17 protein-coding genes and 1 tRNA gene are annotated in these 18,937 nt (G+C 65.6%); 5 read left to right on the plus strand and 13 right to left on the minus strand.

Annotated elements, in window-relative coordinates; genetic code table 11:
- Positions 1-21: 21 nt before the first annotated feature.
- On the minus strand, positions 22-594 hold the full coding sequence (locus MHN80_RS08270; protein WP_239400855.1) for a GNAT family N-acetyltransferase: 573 nt from the start codon (positions 592-594) through the stop codon (positions 22-24).
- A 261-nt stretch (positions 595-855) separates the two neighbouring features.
- On the opposite strand from MHN80_RS08270, the gene MHN80_RS08275 reads away from it, so the two are divergent.
- From MHN80_RS08275 to MHN80_RS08290, 4 genes are read left to right on the plus strand one after another with little or no spacing between them, the layout of a single operon-like run.
- Entirely contained in the window at positions 856-2,109 is a 1,254-nt protein-coding gene (locus MHN80_RS08275; protein WP_239401200.1) for a branched-chain amino acid ABC transporter permease, read from the plus strand.
- 3 nt (positions 2,110-2,112) lie between these two features.
- Complete coding sequence (locus tag MHN80_RS08280) at positions 2,113-3,102, plus strand: branched-chain amino acid ABC transporter permease (RefSeq protein ID WP_101821548.1); 990 nt, start codon at positions 2,113-2,115, stop codon at positions 3,100-3,102.
- Complete coding sequence (locus tag MHN80_RS08285) at positions 3,095-4,312, plus strand: ABC transporter ATP-binding protein (protein ID WP_239400857.1); 1,218 nt, start codon at positions 3,095-3,097, stop codon at positions 4,310-4,312. Before MHN80_RS08280 ends, MHN80_RS08285 begins: the two co-directional genes overlap by 8 nt.
- A complete protein-coding gene (locus MHN80_RS08290; RefSeq protein ID WP_004018887.1) occupies positions 4,309-5,124 on the plus strand; it encodes an ABC transporter ATP-binding protein in 816 nt (271 codons plus the stop codon). Before MHN80_RS08285 ends, MHN80_RS08290 begins: the two co-directional genes overlap by 4 nt.
- 123 nt (positions 5,125-5,247) lie before the next feature.
- Here the strand turns inward: MHN80_RS08290 and MHN80_RS08295 are convergent, their stop codons facing one another.
- Both MHN80_RS08295 and MHN80_RS08300 read right to left on the minus strand, forming a co-directional pair.
- Positions 5,248-6,612 carry an ABC transporter substrate-binding protein gene (locus MHN80_RS08295; protein ID WP_033205878.1) on the minus strand — a complete coding sequence of 455 codons (1,365 nt, stop codon included), beginning with the start codon at positions 6,610-6,612 and terminating at the stop codon, positions 5,248-5,250.
- 194 nt (positions 6,613-6,806) lie between these two features.
- Positions 6,807-7,430, minus strand: coding sequence for an ANTAR domain-containing response regulator (locus MHN80_RS08300; protein ID WP_239401202.1), 624 nt, complete (start codon positions 7,428-7,430; stop codon positions 6,807-6,809).
- 112 nt (positions 7,431-7,542) lie between these two features.
- Between MHN80_RS08300 and MHN80_RS08305 the strand changes: the two genes are divergently transcribed.
- A tRNA-Leu gene (locus MHN80_RS08305) sits at positions 7,543-7,616 on the plus strand.
- A 208-nt stretch (positions 7,617-7,824) separates the two neighbouring features.
- On the opposite strand, the gene MHN80_RS08310 is transcribed toward MHN80_RS08305, so the two are convergent.
- From MHN80_RS08310 to MHN80_RS08355, 10 genes are read right to left on the minus strand one after another with little or no spacing between them, the layout of a single operon-like run.
- Positions 7,825-9,090, minus strand: a complete 1,266-nt coding sequence (locus MHN80_RS08310) for a CynX/NimT family MFS transporter (RefSeq protein WP_239400859.1) — start codon at positions 9,088-9,090, stop codon at positions 7,825-7,827.
- Positions 9,087-9,263, minus strand: coding sequence for a hypothetical protein (locus MHN80_RS08315; RefSeq protein WP_239400861.1), 177 nt, complete (start codon positions 9,261-9,263; stop codon positions 9,087-9,089). The genes MHN80_RS08310 and MHN80_RS08315 overlap by 4 nt, the downstream gene beginning before the upstream one ends.
- Positions 9,260-10,927, minus strand: a complete 1,668-nt coding sequence (locus MHN80_RS25800; RefSeq protein WP_239400863.1) for an FUSC family protein — start codon at positions 10,925-10,927, stop codon at positions 9,260-9,262. Before MHN80_RS25800 ends, MHN80_RS08315 begins: the two co-directional genes overlap by 4 nt.
- A 5-nt stretch (positions 10,928-10,932) precedes the next feature.
- A complete protein-coding gene (gene dmpG, locus MHN80_RS08325; protein WP_239400865.1) occupies positions 10,933-11,997 on the minus strand; it encodes a 4-hydroxy-2-oxovalerate aldolase in 1,065 nt (354 codons plus the stop codon).
- Entirely contained in the window at positions 11,994-12,938 is a 945-nt protein-coding gene (locus MHN80_RS08330; RefSeq protein WP_239400867.1) for an acetaldehyde dehydrogenase (acetylating), read from the minus strand. Before MHN80_RS08330 ends, dmpG begins: the two co-directional genes overlap by 4 nt.
- Positions 12,939-12,952: 14 nt before the next feature.
- A complete protein-coding gene (locus MHN80_RS08335; protein WP_239400869.1) occupies positions 12,953-13,756 on the minus strand; it encodes a 2-keto-4-pentenoate hydratase in 804 nt (267 codons plus the stop codon).
- A gap of 22 nt (positions 13,757-13,778) precedes the next feature.
- Positions 13,779-14,645, minus strand: coding sequence for an alpha/beta fold hydrolase (locus MHN80_RS08340; protein ID WP_239400871.1), 867 nt, complete (start codon positions 14,643-14,645; stop codon positions 13,779-13,781).
- 49 nt (positions 14,646-14,694) lie between these two features.
- A complete protein-coding gene (locus tag MHN80_RS08345; protein WP_239400873.1) occupies positions 14,695-15,639 on the minus strand; it encodes a 3-carboxyethylcatechol 2,3-dioxygenase in 945 nt (314 codons plus the stop codon).
- A 34-nt stretch (positions 15,640-15,673) separates the two neighbouring features.
- On the minus strand, positions 15,674-17,500 hold the full coding sequence (locus tag MHN80_RS08350; protein WP_239400875.1) for an FAD-dependent monooxygenase: 1,827 nt from the start codon (positions 17,498-17,500) through the stop codon (positions 15,674-15,676).
- Positions 17,497-18,906: an MFS transporter gene (locus tag MHN80_RS08355; protein ID WP_239400877.1), complete on the minus strand. Its 1,410-nt coding sequence runs from the start codon at positions 18,904-18,906 to the stop codon at positions 17,497-17,499. Before MHN80_RS08355 ends, MHN80_RS08350 begins: the two co-directional genes overlap by 4 nt.
- Positions 18,907-18,937: the final 31 nt, after the last annotated feature.

Here is an 18,937-nt window from a genome sequence, read left to right on the forward strand (position 1 = left end):
CGACTCCTCACACTCGGCCTCTCATCGGAGAGGCCGGTACATGGCCCACACCGTGGGACCGTCGAGCGGGAGCGCGAACTCCTCGGTCACCGTGAATCCGAAACGCTCGTAGAGCGGCACGTTGCGGACGCTCGAGCATTCGAGGTACGCGGGGCCGTCGATCTGGTCGAGCCGATGTCCCAGGAGCGAGGTGCCCACCCCGACTCCGTGCACCGGCGCCCCGATCTGGCCCAGGTACCAATGCGGCTCCTTGGGTCGACGCTTGCCGAATTCTTCCTCGAGTTTCATCCCGCGGCTCATCCGCGACCCCATCGCCCGGAAGAACCCGACCATCGACACGACCTGTGCCGTCGCCGACACCTTGTGTCCCGGGGGATCCCACGCGGCCGCACCGACCGGTTGGCCGTCGCGCATCGCGAGGTCGAGCGTCGACTTCGGGCCGTGGCTGTACTTCAACAGTGTGCGGAACATGACGAGGTGACGCGAGGTGTCTGGTTGCATCCACACCGTCACCGGGTCGTCGGCGAAGGCCTGCGCCAGGAGCGCTGCGGCGAGTTCGACGTCTGTGGTTGTGGACACGCTGACCGGGACCATCGGACCAGCGTACGACCCGGATCGGGTCTCCGACAGCACATCGCGACTTCTCGGTGCGGTCGGTCGGCGCGAGAAGTTACCTCTGGGAAACGTCGTTGTCGCCACGTGGTGACGACGCTGGCGCTAATGTCCCGCAGGATGACATCGCAACGCGCCGGCACCTCGCCGCAGACGCCGCCACGATGTGCTCTCGGCGAGGATTCCGATCTCGAGAGCCATCCCCCTGCTCCCCCGCCATCGGTACGACGCCCGGCGATCGCGATGCTGCTCCTGCTCGCCGCGTCGATTCTGTGTGGGCTGTTCGTCGCCTCGCCCGCCGTGGCCGCACCGGAGGACTCGGTACGCGTCTTCGGGGTGTTGCGCAACGGTGCGGACAAGGTCGAGGGCGTCGAGCTCGAGGCGAAGGACACGTCGGGGACCATCGTCGGCACGGCGACGTCGTCGGCGACCGGGGCCTGGTCGATCAACGTGCCCCCGGGCCAGTACACGATCGTTGTCGACACCGAATCGCTCCCCGACGGCGTCGAGGTCCAGAAGTCGGAGTTGCCCGTCGACGTCAGCGGCGGAACGGCACGTCCGGTCATCTTTTCCTTCGGGGACGTCCGGACCGGCACCGAGGTGTCCGCGGTCGCCGAGCTGACGCGGCTGGCCATCGACGGGATCCGGTTCGGTCTGATCATCGCCATCACCGGGGTCGGTCTGAGCCTCATCTTCGGCACCACCGGACTGACGAACTTCGCCCATGGCGAGCTGGTGACACTCGGCGCGGTGATCGCGTGGGTGATCAACGTCAAGCTCGGTGTGCAACTCATCCCGGCGACGATCCTGGCGGTCATCGTCGGTGTCGGCATCGGGATCCTGAACGAACTCGGTCTGTGGCGACCGTTGCGAAGACGACGAACCGGGCTGATCGCCATGCTCGTCGTGTCGATCGGCCTGTCGCTGGTGCTCCGCTACCTGATCCTGATCTTCTTCTCCGACCGGGCCGAACCGTTCGACGACTATCAGGCGCAGACCCAGATCGGCTCCGGTCCGTTTGCGATCACACCGGTGAACCTGGCCTGCATCGTCATCAGCATCGTGGTGTTGCTCGGCGTCGCGGTGTTGTTGCAGCGCACCAGGATCGGCAAGGCGATGCGCGCGGTCGCCGACAACAAGGACCTCGCCGAGTCGTCGGGTATCGACGTCGACCGCGTCATTCTGTTCGTATGGGCACTGGCCGGCGGCCTGGCCACGCTCGGCGGCGTGATGTTCGCGCTCTCCGAACTCGGCGGCCGGGTCCAATGGGAGATGGGCTTCAAGCTCCTGCTGCTCATGTTCGCGGGCATCACACTCGGCGGACTCGGCACGGCCTACGGCGCACTACTGGGCTGTCTCATCGTCGGTCTGCTCGTCCAGTTGTCCACCTACATCCTCAGCCCCGACCTGAAGTACATCGGCGGCCTGCTGATCCTGATCATCATCCTGACCATCCGGCCCCAGGGCATTCTCGGATCTCGAGCGAGGATCGGCTGACCCATGGACATCATCTCAGCGCTTCAGATAGCCATCGCGCAGCTCATCGGTCCATCGGCGATCTTCTACGCCCTGCTGGCCATCGGCCTGAACCTGCACTTCGGCTACGCCGGACTGCTCAACTTCGGCCAGATCGCCTTCGCCCTGCTCGGCGGTTACGGCGTCGGCATCATGGCCGTCAACTACGACCAGCCGCTCTGGCTGGGCGGGATCATCGGCATCGCCGCCGCCGGGATGCTGGCGGTCGTTCTCGGTCTTCCCACCCTGCGCCTGCGGGCGGACTACCTGGCGATCGTCACCATCGCGGCGTCGGAGATCCTGCGCCTGGTCTTCCGGTCGACCTCCGCCGACGACTTCACCCGCTCCACCAACGGCATCTACGGCTACGCCGGCAGTTTCTTCTCCATCAGCCCGTTCGACAACGGCAAGCAGTACTCGTTTTTCGGCGTCAAGTTCCTCGGTGGCGACCTGTGGTCGATGGTGGTCGGCTGGATCGTCGTCGCGCTCTTGTGTCTGATGGTCTATCTCCTCGTCCGCAGTCCGTGGGGACGCGTGCTCAAGGCGGTCCGGGAGGACGAGGACGCCGCGCGGTCGCTCGGCAAGAACGCCTACTTCTACAAGATGCAGGCCCTGGTGCTCGGAGGCTGTATCGGTGGGCTGGCGGGAGTGTTCAACGCATTCGCCACCCAATCGATCAATCCCGACTTCTACTCGACGGCACAGACGTTCTTCGCTTACGGCGCACTCATCCTGGGTGGGGCGGCGACGGTGTTCGGCCCGGTTCTCGGCGCGATGTTGTTCTGGTTCCTGCTCGCGATTCCCGACGCGCTGTTGCGTCAGGCCACATCCGGCGACGACCCACTGCTGAATCTGTCCGCGCAGCAGGTCGGCGCATTCCGCTACGTGCTGCTCGGTCTGGCGATCATCCTGATGATGGTGTTCAGACCGCAGGGACTGCTCGGCAACAAGAGGGAGGTGCAGCTCGATGCCTGACGACCCCACACCGCATCCGGGCCGCCATTCCGCCCCCGACGACGAACCGGCCCCCTCTGCTGGCCGAGCAGCGTCGTCCGAGCGTAGCGAGACCGAACTGGCCCCCCCTGCTGGCCGAGCAGCGTCGTCCGAGCGTAGCGAGGCCGCCGCGTCCGTCGAGGTCACTCGCGGAGACCACGAAGCCGCTCCCGTCCGGGCGACCCGCCGGGACCTCTCCGCGCTCTCGGCCGCCGAGCGGTCACGGTTGTTCGCCGGGGTCACCGCCGAGCCGGGCTCACCCAAACCCGATCCGATCATCGTGGTGGACAACATCTCTCGGACCTTCGGTGGCATCAAGGCCGTTCAGGTCGATCATCTGGAGGTGCAGCGCGGCGCCATCACCGGTCTCATCGGCCCCAACGGCGCGGGCAAGACCACCTTCTTCAACCTGATCACCGGATTCGACAAGCCCGACTCGGGCACATGGTCACTGAACGGCGACTCCCTGGGCCGGATGGTTCCCCACCAGGTGGCCCGTCGCGGCATGGTGCGCACCTTCCAGCTCACCAAGGCGCTCGCGAAACTCACCGTGCTCGACAACGTCCGGCTCGGGGCCACCGGGCAGCGGGGCGAGCACTTCCTCGCCGCGCTCGCGCCCTGGGTGTGGCGCAAGCAGGAAGCCGAGATCACCGACCGCGCACACGAACTGCTCCGGCGCTTCAAGCTCGACGCCAAGGCCGGCGACTTCGCCGGCTCGCTGTCGGGCGGACAGCGCAAGCTGCTGGAGATGGCACGCGCGTTGATGACCGACCCCGAGATCGTGATGCTCGACGAGCCGATGGCCGGCGTCAACCCGGCGCTGACGCAGAGCCTGCTCGAACACATCAAATCGCTGCGGGACGAAGGGGTCACGGTCGTCTTCGTCGAACACGACATGGACGTCATCCGCGACATCAGCGACTGGGTTGTCGTGATGGCCCAGGGCCAGGTCATCGCCGAATCCCTCCCCGACCGACTGGGCGACAACGAGGCCGTCGTCGACGCGTACCTCGGGGGTCATCACGATCAGGCACTGGAGTTCGACGACCAGGGTCGTCCGGTCGGGGCCACCGCGGTGCTCGCGGAGAAGGTCGAGGCAGCCATCGAGGCGACGCTGGAGGAGGGCGGGGACCTCTCGGAGGTCACCGAACTGCCGCCGTCGGCGCCGGAGACGAAGGAGGGCGGACGATGAGCACCGAGCCCGAACCCGGGCAGTTGACGCCGGCGCAGCTCGCGGCCACTGCCGAGGAGCATCGCAAACTCGCGGGAAACGCACTGATGCGCGCCGACGACATCACCGCCGGTTATCTCCCCGGCATCAACATCCTCGAGGAGTGCAACTTCTACCTCGGTGACGGTGAGATCGTCGGGATCATCGGCCCCAACGGCGCCGGCAAGTCGACTCTGCTGAAGACGCTGTTCGGACTGATTCCCGTGCGCGAGGGTTCGGTCACGCTCCGTGGCGACGACATCACCTCGGCGAAGGCGCACGTCCTCGTCGACAAGGGTGTCGGCTACGTTCCGCAGACACAGAACGTCTTCCCCGCCTTGACGATCGAAGAGAATCTGGAGATGGGCGTCTACCTGCGGCCCAAGACCTTCGCCACGAGGTTCGAGTTCGTCTCGGAGCTCTTCCCGCTGCTCTCCGAGAGGCGAAAGGTGAAGGCGGGCGCACTCTCCGGTGGTGAGCGGCAGATGGTCGCCATGGGACGCGCGCTGATGATGGACCCGGCGGTGCTACTGCTCGACGAGCCGTCGGCGGGCCTGTCCCCGATGTTCCAGGACGAGGTGTTCATCCGCTGCAAGGCGATCAACGCCACCGGCGTCTCGATCATCATGGTCGAGCAGAACGCCCGCCGCTGCCTGCAGATCTGCGACCGCGGCTATGTGCTCGATCAGGGCCGCAACGCCTACACCGACACGGGCCGCAACCTCGCCAACGACCCCAAGATCATCGAGCTCTACCTCGGCACACTCGCGGGCAGTTCGGAGAAGAAGGCGTGAGCCGTCGGCCTATGCCGTGACCGCTGCTGCCGACGCGTTGGGCGACAACGGGATACGAGATCAGGACCGCTGACACGACGAGACCCCCGGCCGGAACCGGGGGTCTCGTCGTGTGCGGGGGTTCTACTGCGCTGCGACCGAGACGTATTTGCGCGTCGGGGTGAGCAGGGCGTTGTTGTCGTCGAACTCGAGTACACCGTAAGAACCGACGCTCGGCTCTCCGGCGGCGTTGAAGGCCAGGTTGCCGGTCTTGCCGACGTAGGCGATCGTCTTGCCGCCGTTCAGCAGTTCCAGGCAGGCCTGGTACGAGTCGCAGTTCTCGTCACCGTTGGTCACGCCGATGATGTTGGCCGCGATCGTCCGACCGTCGGTCGACTTGGCTGCCGTGGCCGCGAGTGCGCTCAGCACGGCGGCGTCGTAGCTCTCGCCCGAGTAGTTGAAGTCGATGAGTTCGCTGTCGAGCTCCTTCAGGGCCGCCTGGAACTCCCCGCTGGTCTGGGTCAGCGGGGTGGTTCCCTTCATGCCCTTGAGTAGACCCGGTCCCACCGATTCACCCAACGCGTTGCCCATGTTGCCGTCGACGCCGTAGACGAGCTTGCCGTCGCTCGGACCGATTCCGACCTCGTGCATGCGCGTGATGATCTTGGCGCTCTCCTCGAATCCGATGACCGCTATGCCGTCCGGGTCGAAGTTCTTCACCTGATCGACCTCGGCGTTGAACGACTGCGCGTTCGGGTCGTAGATGATCTTCTGGATCTGGTCGGCCGGGACGCCGGCCGCCTCGAGGTCCCGAACGGTGTTGTCGGCCAGTCCCGTTCCGTACGGATCGTTGAGCGCGAGGATCGACACGCGCTGCACGCCGTCCTCGGCCATGGTCTGCGAGAGCGCCTGCGCCTGGAGGACATCGGCGGGTGCGGTGCGGAAGTATTGACCCTTGTCCTGGTAACAGGTGAACTCGTCGGAGGTGTTCGCCGGCGAGAACATGACCGCGCCCGCGTTGGCGACCTTGTCGATGACCTTCAGCGACACCGAGGACGACGCGGCGCCGATGATGACCTGGGTGCCGGCACTGAGTTCGCGGTCCACGGTGGCGTTGGCGGTGTCGGTGGTGGTGTCCCCCGAGTCACCGGTGACGAGCTCGACCGGCTGGTCGAGGACTCCGCCGGCGGCGTTGATGTCCTTGACCGCGAGGTTCACACCCGCTTCCATGGGCGGCCCCAGGAAGGCCAGCGATCCGGTCGCCGGGAGCAGGGTGCCGATCTTCAGCGCGGCGGTGCTGGCCGGGCCTGGGGTGGCCTTCGGCGGGTTACATGCCAGCTTCTGCGCGAGGCCAAGACCCGGGGGTGCGGGCGTGGACTCCACTGCGGCGCTCGACGACGCCTCGGAACCTCCGTCAGAACCCGAATCAGAGCTGCTGCAGCCGGCGACCACCAGCGCTGCCGCCGCGGTCACGACCACTGCCCCGCTCCTCAAAAAGCGTAAGGACATCGATGCTCTCCTTGCGTCTGGCCTGCGCGTTCGGCGTTCGGCCTGTGCGTTCGGCATTTGTGACGAGGACGGCACGTCTGAGTGCAGCGGACCGCGCCTCGCTGGAGAAAAGCTAGCGCGATCTTGTTGCGGCTGCGTAAAGACAGTGAAACTGGCTTGCGCACAGACGCATTGCGTCGGCGAGGCGCTCGTGGTCAGTCGCTCCCGAGGGTCTCCACGACAACCTGCGCAACGGCTTTCATCGTGGTCCTGCGGTCCATCGCCGCGCGCTGGATCCATTTGAACGCGTCGGGCTCGGAGAGGGCCTGCTTCTCCATCAGCAACCCCTTCGCCCGCTCCACGAGCTTGCGGGTCTCCAGCCGCTCGTTCATGGTCGCGACCTCGCGCTCGAGCTGTTCGAGCTCCTGGTAACGGCTCACCGCCACCTCGATGGCCGGGACCAGGTCGGCCTTCGTGAACGGTTTGACCAGGTAGGCCATCGCGCCCGCGTCACGCGCCTTGTCGATGAAGTCCCGCTGACTGAACGCGGTCAGCATGACAACCGGCGCGAGACGCTTCTCGGCGATCTCGGTTGCCGCATCGATGCCGTCACGAACGGGCATCTTGATGTCCATGATGACGAGGTCGGGCGACAGTGACTCGGTCAGCTCCACCGCGACCTGCCCGTTCGGCGCCTCCCCGACGACGTCGTACCCCTCTTCGCGGAGCATCTCGATCAGGTCCATCCGGATCAAGGAATCGTCCTCGGCCACCAGAACCCGATGCGTTGTCGTGGTCTCACCGGCTGCTGTCGTCGCACTGTCGGTCACCGTCACCATCCCCTCCTCCACGTCGCTCACGCCGCGTCCGTGTGCACGCAGAGTACCGGTTGGCAGGCCGCTCGGCCGATCATCTAGAGTTGGTCTCCGGCGCGGGGCGACCCGTGTACTGGCCCCCGTAGCCCAATTGGCAGAGGCAACGGATTCAAAACCCGTCCAGTGTCAGTTCGAGTCTGACCGGGGGCACAGAAATCAACTGCTCACAGACGGTTCTATCTTTTCGGACATGTCATGCGGGCATCAGCACATGGCGCGCGCATGACTTTTGCGATGTCCCCGCCGGGGTTTCTACACCCCTCCGGTTGGAAGAGTCTACGTTCGTGGCGCAGCATCCTTTAGACAGCCAAGGGCAGAATCGGCGCAGCACACAATTCCTCAGCATCCAGGGCGATGATTAGCCTGTGGACCGGCGCGGCGAGCTTGCGCCTAGCAAGTCCTCCACCGACCACCGGTGCGCGATGAACACGCCCGCCGCGCCGATCCCCAGGCCGACGACGACGAGTAGCCACAGCGACGCCGTCCACGAGCCGGTGACGTCTCGCAACAGGCCCACCCCCAAAGGCCCGACGACAGCAAAGACGAACCCCAACCCCTGGACGAAACCAGACAACGCAGCGGTTGCCTCGGGACTCTCGGCATGACGCCCGATCATCGTCAGCGTCCACGCAAAGCTGCCCGCGCCGACTCCGATGAGCGCGGACCACAGCCACGTCATTGTCAAAGGCGCATAGAGTAATCCGAGCCACCCAAGGGCAGTAGCGGCGGCAAGGGCCACGATGACGCCCCGTAGACCCAGGAGGCGAGTCAGCGCCGGAAGCAGCACCATGGTCGGGATTCCGATCCCGGTCAGCAACGCGAGGTGGCCTGCGGCGGCGGCGTTGTCCAGGCCGGTGTCGATGAGAATGGCCGGATACCAACCCAGCTGCGCATAGGCTTGTGCGGTCACCAGGCCGAAGCACCCTGTCAGTAGCCAGACGGGGCGGAGCGTCGCGAGCTGACGAGTCGAGATCGTCGGCTCCGGCGGGGTCGACGACACGCGGCTACCGGATTGGATCGGAAGCCACAGACAGATGGCCACCACAGCGAGGATCGTGGTGCCCGCCAGCGCGAGCCGCCATCCCCAGATCTGTTGCATCCAGCCCGCCTGCACTGCCCCCAATGTCGCGCCGCCGATGATGGAGGCGGCGCATACCGCACTCACGCCCGAAACGTGGTGTGTAAAACACGCTTTGACCGCCGCTGGGATCAGCACGTTGCCAATCGCTATCGCCGAGAGGATCACCAGTGTCGCTGCCGCGAAGAGCAGGCCACCATTGGACGCCGCGCGGATCGCGAGTCCCACACTCATGACGACGAGAATGAGGATCGCCGCTCGGCGCAGCCCCAAGCGAAAGATCCGCGGACCGAACCACAACCCGATGAGCGCGAAACACAAGACCGGTGCGGTGGTGAGGAAGCTGGTCAGTAGCTGCGACATCTGCAGGGAGTGTTGGACGTCCGGCAGAACGACGGCCAGACTGCTGATCGGCGATCGAAGGGTCAAGCCCAGGAACACGATGGCGAGGACTGTGACCGCCGCGGCCAGTACGCGGCGGCGCGACACAGTGGGACCACGTTCGTTCGACTGGTGGGAGTAGGTGGGCGAGTTGCTGCTGCTCATCGCCGATATCGGCCGTCATAGACGAAGACGGCGCAGGTCACGACCAGCGCGGCGACCGCCAGTGACACCATCACTGGTCCGTGCCCGACGGACAGGACTACCAACCCCAGCGCGACACCGACCAAGAACACCTGGACCTGTCGACGTCGAGACGAGTAGAGCGAGGGACTCATGTCGGCGTCGCTTCCTGTGTCGTTACCTCGTCGAGTAGGGATGACTTGTCGACATTGTGCGCTCGACTCACCGCACGATGCTCCGGGTCGTCGGGTTGTGATCGCGTGCTGTCGAACAGATTCGCTTCCCTGACCGCGCGGAAGCCTTCGTGCTCGAGCTTCGAAACCTCGTCGCTGTTCACAGCGGCCGTCCAGTACTCCCCAGATGCCGTGGAATGCGATTCCCGCAGCACGACGAGGGCGTGCAGCAGACGCCCACGGGCCTCGGTCGTGCGGTCCCCGGCGAATCGGTGCAGTTCGGTGCGGGCGGCGCTCAATGCGGCCTCGACTTCCCGGCGAGCCCGCGGATTGGGAACACCGAGGGCACACAACACTCCGAATACAGCTCCGATCATGGTGTCGGCGAGTCGATCCGCCGACAACGCCGCGGCGGTGTTCGGGTGCGCCATAGATGTCAACAGCATGGCTGTGGGCGTGATCAGCACCATTCCGTAGCCGTAGTTACGCACGACCAGCATCTCGCCGACCGTCACGAAAAGGATGATCAGTGCCGCGACGATGATGGGATCGCTGACGGACGCGAGGGTCGCGAACGCGATGCCGACGCCTATCAGCGACCCGACCACGCGTTGAAGGACCCTGGGCAGGCTGCCGGCCGCATTCGGTACCGCCAGCACGGCTACCGCGGTGACTGCGGCCCAGTAGGAATGACCTACCCCTAGGGCCAGGGCTACCGATCCGGCGATCAGTGCACCCACGAACGTTCGTGTGGCGCCTGGCAGGTACGCCGAGTTCGGGTGCAGGGCCCGCAGGATCGCGGCGAATCGGCCCGAACCGGCGGCCGGTGATGCTCTGCGACCGAGGTCGGCAGCCGACGCCGGCGGACGCAGTCGCCCCACCGCCCGGGAAGCGGCGTGGAGCTCTTCTCGTAGGGACTCGTCAACGCCGTCGCGGCGCAGCATTGCCGTTTCGGCTCGGTCCATGATTGAGTCGAGCCACGCCAGGTGTTCGGCCTGGCGTGTCGAACGGCATCGTCGGATCGCCGTGCGAGCCGCAAGGACGGCCTGTGCAGTTGCGATGCGACCGGCAGGCCCGGTGGCCTGGGGTCCGGCAACCGTCCGCAGTGCCCGCGCGACCGCGATCTGCAAGGGCGTGTGCGGGCGGATGATCCATCCACTCATACACACCAACCAACCCCACGTTGCGCCGACGGCGCAGGCAAGAACCACCTGCGCCAGCGGCGGAGATGGGTGGATAAATGCCGCCGTTGCCGAGCTGAAAGCTACGATGAGGCCACCGGGAGGACCGGTGGCAGCCGCGTCGAAGCCGAGCTTCGCCAGCCCAGCCACGCCAGCCACAACCGCCACCCGCAGGTAGTCGTTCGAGAGGCCGGAGGCTAGGGCTCCGATCACCACTGCGGTGGTCAGTGCGACTCCGGTTCCGGCCAACAACACGGCGCGTTCTCGGTACGGTGCGTTCTTGCCGTACAAGGAAACCAGGCTGCCCAGTGCGAGGTATGCGATCCAGTCATCCCACCCGTAAACCACTGCAATCACCAGCGGCACACCCACCGCAACGCCGGCGCGTAACGACGGAGCGAGATAGGCGTCAGCGGCTCGTGGCCGCAATCCGGCACGCACATGGGCAGCGATACGCGTTGCCACCCGCATCAATCCCGGTTGCGATGCGCCACCAGATCGAGGGCGATGTCGGTAATGAGATCTTCCTGCCCGCCGACAAGGCGGCGCTGTCCGACCGCCATCAAGATGTCTCGGGTGTCGAGATCATAGGTCCGGGCGGCAGTTTCGGCGTGCCGAAGGAAGCTCGAGTACACCCCGGCGTAACCGAGCGTGAGTGTTTCGCGGTCGACCTGGACCGGCCGATCCTGCAGGGGACGGACGATGTCGTCGGCTGCGTCCTGGAGCGGGAACAACTCGCAGCCGTGCTTCCATCCGTTGAGTTCGGCGACGGCGATGAACGGTTCGATCGGGCAGTTACCGGCGCCGGCGCCGTGCCCGGCGAGCGACGCATCGACACGGATCGCACCTTCCTCGACCGCGATGACGGAGTTCGCCACCGACAGCGACAGATTCTGATGGGCGTGAATGCCGATCTGGGTGCCCGGGTCGAGGATGTCGCGGTAGGCGCGGACACGTTGCCGCACACCGTCCATGGTCAACCGGCCGCCGGAGTCGACGACGTAGACGCAGTGCGCGCCATAGGACTCCATGAGCTTGGCCTGCTTGGCCAGTTCAGCGGGCTCGGTCAGGTGCGACATCATCAGGAACCCGGACACATCCATCCCGAGGTCGCGCGCGGTGGCGATGTGCTGCGCGGAGACGTCGGCCTCGGTGCAGTGCGTCGCGACCCGCACCGACGTGACCCCCATGTGATGGGCACGCGTCAATTCGGCGACGGTACCGATCCCCGGCAGCAGCAGGGTCGTCAGCTTCGCGCGGTGTACTGCACCGGCGGCGGCTTCGATCCATTCCCAGTCGGTGTTGCTCCCGGGTCCGTAGGTGAGGCTGTGGCCTGCCAGCCCGTCACCATGGGTGACCTCGATGGCGTCCACGCCCGCGGCATCGAGTGCACCGGCGATCGCAGCGACCTGCTCGGGCCGGATGCGGTGGCGGGTGGCGTGCATGCCGTCGCGGAGCGTGACGTCCTGAATGTAAAGCGCAGCACCATCGGCGGCGGTGGCTCCGGCGGTGCGGTCGGCGGTGGATGCGGTCATCGGGTCAACTCCAGGGATTGTTCGGCGATACGTTCGGCGACCTGTAGAGCCGCGGAGGTCATGATGTCGAGGTTGCCGGCGTAGGCGGGCAGGTAGTGGGCAGCGCCCTCGACCTCGAGGAACACGCTCACCTTCCACGCCTGTCCGTCGATCGGCTCGCCGCCTGTGAGAGTGGTCAAGTTGTCGGCCGGGTCCACGGCGCTGAACTGGACCTGCTGCTTGAGGCGATACCCCGGGACGTACTGGGCGACGCGTTCGACCATCTCGCTGACCGAGGCGCGGATCGCGTTCTGGTCCGGATCGGAGACCAGAGCCAGGACGGTGTCGCGCATGATCAGCGGCGGGTCGGCCGGGTTGAGCACGATGATGGCCTTCCCATGCGCCGCGCCTCCGACCACTTCGATTGCCTTGGAGGTGGTTTCGGTGAACTCGTCGATGTTGGCGCGAGTACCGGGGCCGGCGGACTTCGAGGCGATGGAGGCGACGATCTCGGCGTAGTGGACCGGGGTGACCGCGGCGATGGCCGCCACGATCGGAATGGTGGCTTGCCCGCCGCAGGTGACCATGTTGACGATCGGCGCGTCGAGGTGCTGTTCGATGTTGACCGGCGGCACCACGTATGGGCCGATCGCCGCCGGGGTCAGGTCGATGAGCCGCTTGTTGTAGGGCTTGAGTGCCTCGGCGTTCGCGACGTGCGCTTTGGCCGACGTGGAGTCGAAGATGATGGAGATGTCGTCGAAATCGGGGTGTTCGATGAGTCCCTGCACGCCCGAGTCGACGGTGCTGATGCCCAATCTCCGGGCTCGGGCCAGCCCGTCGGAGGCGGGGTCGATGCCGACCAGCACAGCGATCTCGACGTTGCGGGCGATGCGCTTGAGTTTGATAACCAGGTCGGTACCGATATTTCCTGAACCGATCACGGCCACTTTGGTTTTCGTCATGGAGTCTGTCCTCGTCAGTGTGCGGAGAAGGTTGCGGCGACCGTGCCCAGTCCACTGATGGTGGCGGTGTAGGTCTGACCGGCGGTGACCGGCACCATCGGTCCGAGGGCGCCGGAGAGGATGACGTCGCCAGCCAGCAGCGGGTCGCCGAACCTCTGAGCGGTGTTGGCCAACCACGCGAGCGCGTTGTAGGGGCTTTCCAAGCAGTCCGCACCGGTGCCCTGCGAGAGCGTGGTGTGCTCGTTGTCGGTGACCGTCATGGTGACCGATGCCAGGTCTGGGGCGTCGGTGACCGGGACACGGTTGCCGAGCACGTAGAGGCCGGATGATGCGTTGTCGGCGATGGTGTCGGCCAGTGTGATGTCCCAGTTGGCCACTCGCGAGTCGACGATTTCGAACGCTGCGATCACTTTCGAGACGTAATCCCGGGCGGTGTCGGCAGTAATCGGCTCCGTGATCGAGCGACCGAGCACGAACGCCACCTCGGCTTCGATCTTGGGTTGCAGCAGTCTCGTAAGCGCAATCTCAGGGTCGGTAGAGACATCCATGTCGGCGTAGAGCACCCCGAAGTCGGGTTGGTCGACACCGAGCTGGCGTTGCACTGCTGGTGATGTCAGTCCGATCTTGCGACCGACGACGCGGCGGCCTGCTGACCGGGCGGCGGCGACGTTGTGTTGCTGCACGGCATAGGCGGCCTCGATGTCGCCGACATCAATGACGTCTCGGATGGGAGCACACGGCAGTCGAGTGGTCTCAGCGTCGGCGAGCCGTTGAGCAGCGGCACGCACGTGGTCGCTGGGTGTGGCGGAGACAGTCATCTCTGGTCTTCCTGTTAGTGAGTCAGTGGGCGGTGAGATGGCGAGTCAGGTAGTTGCCGATGAGTTCGTTGAACTCGTCTGCGCGTTCGACCTGCGACCAGTGCCCGCACTGGCTGAAAATGTGGGCGTCAGCATGTGGAATGACGTTGAGCAGTTCCCAGGTTCGCGAGACAGGGATGACGACGTCCTGCACTCCGTGGATGAGCAGTACCGGGATCTCCAGACGTGACAACACGTCAAAGTCCAGCGGCAGTTCGGTGCGGTCTCGGTCTCGTGCGGCGACAACGTCTTTCAGTCGGTCGGAGGCGGTGTCGTTCAGCGCGGACTGGTAGCGCAGCGACACAAGTTCGTCGGTGACCAGCGACTTGTCGACAACGAACTGCTCGAGGGTGCGCCGAACGCCGGCCTCGGACAGATCGGGAGTGGAGTGGCCCTTGAGTGCTCCGGTGAGTATGGCACCGCCGGTCCCCATCGACACGACGCCCAGAAGTCGTTCGGGGAAGTCGATGGCGAATTGGAAGGCCAGCCAACCGCCCAGGGAGTTGCCGACGATCCACGTCTTGTCGATGTCCAGGGCGTCGAGGACGCGTACGGCGTGGCGAACCCATTCCCGAATCCCGTATGTGGTGCCCTCGGCGACCACTGTTTGGCCGTAGCCGATGGAGTCGATCGCGATGCACCGCCAGTACTGGCTCAGTTGCGGCAGGTTGAGCCACCAGTTCGCCGCGGCGGTGACTCCGGTGCCTGATCCGTGCAGGAAAAGGATGGGGGTGCCTTCGCCGAGTTCGTGGTAATGGGTCAGTTCGCCGTCTGCGGTGGGGAGCCACTTGTCGGCGAGGCCAAAGAAGTTGTCAGTGGTGTAGTCGGGGGTGGCCACGGTGCTGGTCATGGTGTTGCTCCTTGCTGACGCTGCGGGTGGGCGCCTGGGCGTGCGGGGGTCAGGTGGTGGTCGGGGTCGCGGTGGTGATGGAGAATCCGGCAATCCATTCGGGGATCTCGCGGTAGTAGCGCGAGGTCATGCGGTAGGGCCCCACAGCCGAGAGCGCGGCGTAGGCAGCGATCCAGGTGCGGACCTCGTGGGAGGAGTTGCCGGCGGCGGCGACGAAGTCGGCGACGGTCCACGCGTCGATCGGGGTGAGGTCGCCATCGGCGAGGATGTCGAGTAGTTGGTTGTCCCACACCGGGTTCAGTGGTTGCAGGGTCGCGGTGCCGGCGGCGAAGTCGCGGCCGGCGGTGATGACCCGGTCTTCGCGGGCGGCGCGTTGTTCGTCGGTGATGTTGCGCCCGTCGATGAGACGCTGGCGGACCTCCTCCGGCGCGGTGTCGAACTGCGGGACCGGCGGATCGTGCGAGAGTCCCCCAGAACCGAGGAGCAGGACGCGTTTGTCGAGGCCGGCGACTGCACGGCCGACCGCTTCGCCGAGCAATCGGATGCGCTGGACGGGTCCCAGCGGCGTGCTGACGGAGTTGATGAAGATGGGCACCGTCGGAATTGCGGCGATGGAACCGAACAGCAGCTCGAGGGGCTGAGCGAACCCGTGGTCGACGTGCATCCGCTCGGAGACCGCGGTGTCGACACCGGAGTCCAGGACGCGTGTGGCTATGAGGTGCGCGGTGTCGCGATCGACGTCGAGCGGACCAGCCTGGGTCCCGTAGTCGCCCACCGATAGCGCGGCGCGGCCCACGCAGAATGGTGGTAGCAGGTCGTAGAAGACGCCGTTGTAGTGATCGGGCGCGAAGACCACCACCACCTCGGGATCAAAGTCGGCGACGAAGCGCCGTGCGGCGGCCAATTCGGCATCGACTTCGGCGATCACGTCTTGAGCCGGGTCGTTTCGGCCCATCAACGGTGAGTGCGACAGTGCACACAGAGCGACAGACATGTGAGTGTTTCCTTTCTGTCGGTGGGAGGCTGGCTCAGGTGGCGGCCAGCGGCGGTTCCACGGTGACGTCGAGGTCCGGCAGGCTCCCGTCGGGGCTGGTGCCCAGTACCGCGGTCAGGGCGGTGAGTAGTTGTTCGAAGGCGTCGTGGTCGTCCCACACCGCTGCTGATTGCCGCCAGGCGACGTAGCCGTCGGGTCGCACGAGCAGCGCTCCGGCCTCGTGGATCTCACGCACCTTGTGCCACGCGGCGTAGGGATCGGCGGTCTCGGGTGCGCCGATGACCACCGTGCGCAGGAACGGTAGGTCGAGCTTGGCCGCCGCATTGGCCCACGCGGTCCCGGCCAGCCCGGTGACCAGGCTGAGTTTGCCCTTGCCGGTGACATCGAGCGTCGAGACGCGCTGGCCGCGTTCGTCGACCAGCCAGGCGTGGGGAATCTTGGCGCCGGGGCGAGTGGTGGGTTGGACGTAGAGCTGCCGGTCACGAATCCATTGCTCCTCCCCCTCGTCCGCGTCGGCGATCACCGCGGTGGAGGTGTAGCGCTGGTTGAGTTCGACACCTTGCGCGTTGAATTCGTAGTTCTTTAGGTCCAGCGCCTCGGCGATGGCATCACGCACCGCGACGCCGTCAGGGCCGCGGTCGCGGACCTTGGCCAGCCCGGCCGCCACCGGGTCGTCGGCGCCCTCGGTGGCGAAACAGGTGTTCAGTGGCCCGTAATCTTTGCGGGACTGGTTGGCGCGGGCCACGATCTGGGCGCCGACGGGCTGTCGTTCGGCGTTGTAGCTGTCCAGCAGCGAGGGGGCGGCGTATCCGTTGAGGACGAACGCGAGTTTCCAGGCCAGGTTGAAACCATCCTGTATGCAGGTGTTCGACCCGAGTCCGCTGCTGGGTGGGTGCCGGTGCACCGCGTCACCGCCGCAGAAGACTCTGCCCTTTGAGTAGGTGGCGGCCACGGCTTGGTTGACGTACCACACCGAGGTGGACTCGATCTCGATCTGTAATTCGGGGTCGCCGACGAGCGTGCGGACTTTGGCCAGGACATCATCGGGGTCGAAGTCGGGTTCACCGTCTGCCATATCGAAACCCCAACCGGCGATCCAGGTGTCCCACGGTCGGATTGCGCGTAGCAGGCCCATACCGATCTCGCCGAAGCTGCCGCCGGGGGTGAGGATCCAGTGCAGGATGCTGGGTCGATGCTCGACGTAGCGGCCCAGGTCGGCGTGAAACAGCACATATGCGGTGGCTGCACGCGCCATTTCGCCGTCGATCTGCAATCCGATGTCCTCGGCGACCTGGGATCGTGCGCCGTCGGCACCGACCAGATACTTTGCGCGCATGCTGTATTGGCGGCCGGAGATGTTGTCGACGAGTTGCACGGTCACTCCGTGCTCGTCTTGGGTGTGTGAGACGTAGTCGGTGTTGAACGACGAGGTGGCACCACGCTCGGCGGCGTTCTTGAACAGCACCGGCTCCATGTAGAGCTGCGGGATGTCCAGCAGGCCACACGGGCTGTGCTGAATGTAGTCGCCGACTCGGTCATCCCCGGTGCCCCAGGTGCGTAACCGAGCGATCTCCTCGCCGGCCAGGCTGGTGGTGAACAGGGTGTCGCCCATTAGTTCCCATGGGGTGGCGTATTTCTCGGCTTCTTTGTCGACCTCCAGGTCACGCAGGACTTCCACGGCTCGCTGGTTGGTGATGTGCGCGCGGGGGGTATTGGCCAACCAGTTCCATCGGTTGACCACGTGGACACGTACGCCATAGGTGGCCAGTGCCAGTGCGGTCGCCGAACCCATGGGTCCGGTTCCCACGATCAGCACATCGGTGTCGAAACCATTAGCTGGTGAGGTGTTGGGGGCATTCATGACGAGATCGCTTCTTTGTTGGTAGGGGCAAGAGACGTCATAGACGTTGAATCTGCGGCGGCGTCGGTAACCGCAGGATCGGCGGCGGCCACCGCATTGACCTCTCGGTCGGAGTCGAGTTGGCGGCGCGCTCCCTCACGCCCCCACCCGCCCGGCAGCAGGCAGACCGAGATGACCGAGATGACCGACGCGGCAATCAGATAGGCCACGATCGCGGTACTCGATCCGGTCGCCGAGAACAGCGCGGTCGCGATGGTGGGGGCGAACGCCGAGCCGAGGACTTGAGACAGGGTGTAACCGATGGAGACGCCGCTGTAGCGGACGTCGGCGTCGAAAACCATGGTGAACAACGACCCGGTCACCCCGGCCGCCGGTGCCATGGCGATGCCGAACACCAGCACCTGGGCGAGCATGAACAACCACGGATTGCCGGTGTTGATCAGCGCGAACGCTGGACCGATCACCACACCCATCGCCACCGCACCGATGAAGTACAGGGTCTTGCGGCCGTAGGTGTCCGACAGCGACCCGAACACCGGATACAACACCACGGCCACCACGCCGGCCACGAACACACCGAGCAGAGCTTGCGTGCGCGGGATGTCGGCGACGGTGGTCCCGTACGACACCAGGTAGGCCATGCAGATATAGGCGAAGATGCCCTGACTGAGATAGGTGCCCGCGACGAGCAGGATCTGACGCCAATGCCGTCGCACCGCAACGACAATGGGCATCTTGACCACCGCCGCCTGCTCGCGGACCTTCGCGAAATCGGGGCTCTCGGTCAGTGACAGCCGGATGACCAGACCGATGACGATGAGCACAGCGCTGAACAGGAACGGCACCCGCCAGCCCCACGACAGGAACTGATCGTCGGGCAACTGCGCCACCGCAAGGAACGCCAACGTCGCCAACGCCGTACCAGCCGGGGCGCCCATCTGCGAGAACGACCCGAAAAACCCCTTACGGGCACTCGGAGCGTGCTCGACGGCCATCAGGGTGGCACCACCCCACTCCCCTCCCACGGCGAAGCCTTGGAGGAGTCGGAGCACGGTCAGCAGGATCGGGGCGGCGATACCGATTTGGGCGTAGGTGGGCATCAGGCCCATCAGCACGGTGGCTGTACCCATTCCGACCAGGGAGATGACCAGCATCTGTTTGCGGCCCAGGCGGTCGCCGAAGTGTCCGAACACCACCCCGCCCAGCGGGCGAGCGAGGAATCCTACGCCGAATGTCGCGAACGACAACAGGACGCCGATGGCTGGGGAGGCGTTGGGGAAGAACAACTTCGGGAATACCAGCGCCGCGGCGGTGCCGTAGATGAAGAAGTCGTAGTACTCCACCGTGGTCCCGATGAAACTCGCCATCGCCACCTTCATCGGCGACGAGGAGGATGGTGCGGTCATCGGATGGTCCTTACGAGATGAACGATGCGCA

Source organism: Gordonia sp. McavH-238-E (genome assembly GCF_022348225.1).
In the GTDB taxonomy this organism is placed as follows: domain Bacteria; phylum Actinomycetota; class Actinomycetes; order Mycobacteriales; family Mycobacteriaceae; genus Gordonia; species Gordonia terrae.

Excerpts from the sequence above, each read along its gene's own strand:
- MHN80_RS08270 (WP_239400855.1), bottom strand. The coding sequence starts at position 594 with ATGGTCCCGGTCAGCGTGTCCACAACCACAGACGTCGAACTCGCCGCA.
- MHN80_RS08275 (WP_239401200.1), top strand. The coding sequence starts at position 856 with ATGCTGCTCCTGCTCGCCGCGTCGATTCTGTGTGGGCTGTTCGTCGCC.
- MHN80_RS08280 (WP_101821548.1), top strand. The coding sequence starts at position 2,113 with ATGGACATCATCTCAGCGCTTCAGATAGCCATCGCGCAGCTCATCGGT.
- MHN80_RS08285 (WP_239400857.1), top strand. The coding sequence starts at position 3,095 with ATGCCTGACGACCCCACACCGCATCCGGGCCGCCATTCCGCCCCCGAC.
- MHN80_RS08290 (WP_004018887.1), top strand. The coding sequence starts at position 4,309 with ATGAGCACCGAGCCCGAACCCGGGCAGTTGACGCCGGCGCAGCTCGCG.
- MHN80_RS08295 (WP_033205878.1), bottom strand. The coding sequence starts at position 6,612 with ATGTCCTTACGCTTTTTGAGGAGCGGGGCAGTGGTCGTGACCGCGGCG.
- MHN80_RS08300 (WP_239401202.1), bottom strand. The coding sequence starts at position 7,430 with ATGGTGACGGTGACCGACAGTGCGACGACAGCAGCCGGTGAGACCACG.
- MHN80_RS08310 (WP_239400859.1), bottom strand. The coding sequence starts at position 9,090 with ATGAGCAGCAGCAACTCGCCCACCTACTCCCACCAGTCGAACGAACGT.
- MHN80_RS08315 (WP_239400861.1), bottom strand. The coding sequence starts at position 9,263 with ATGAGTCCCTCGCTCTACTCGTCTCGACGTCGACAGGTCCAGGTGTTC.
- dmpG (WP_239400865.1), bottom strand. The coding sequence starts at position 11,997 with ATGACCGCATCCACCGCCGACCGCACCGCCGGAGCCACCGCCGCCGAT.
- MHN80_RS08330 (WP_239400867.1), bottom strand. The coding sequence starts at position 12,938 with ATGACGAAAACCAAAGTGGCCGTGATCGGTTCAGGAAATATCGGTACC.
- MHN80_RS08335 (WP_239400869.1), bottom strand. The coding sequence starts at position 13,756 with ATGACTGTCTCCGCCACACCCAGCGACCACGTGCGTGCCGCTGCTCAA.
- MHN80_RS08340 (WP_239400871.1), bottom strand. The coding sequence starts at position 14,645 with ATGACCAGCACCGTGGCCACCCCCGACTACACCACTGACAACTTCTTT.
- MHN80_RS08345 (WP_239400873.1), bottom strand. The coding sequence starts at position 15,639 with ATGTCTGTCGCTCTGTGTGCACTGTCGCACTCACCGTTGATGGGCCGA.
- MHN80_RS08350 (WP_239400875.1), bottom strand. The coding sequence starts at position 17,500 with ATGAATGCCCCCAACACCTCACCAGCTAATGGTTTCGACACCGATGTG.
- MHN80_RS08355 (WP_239400877.1), bottom strand. The coding sequence starts at position 18,906 with ATGACCGCACCATCCTCCTCGTCGCCGATGAAGGTGGCGATGGCGAGT.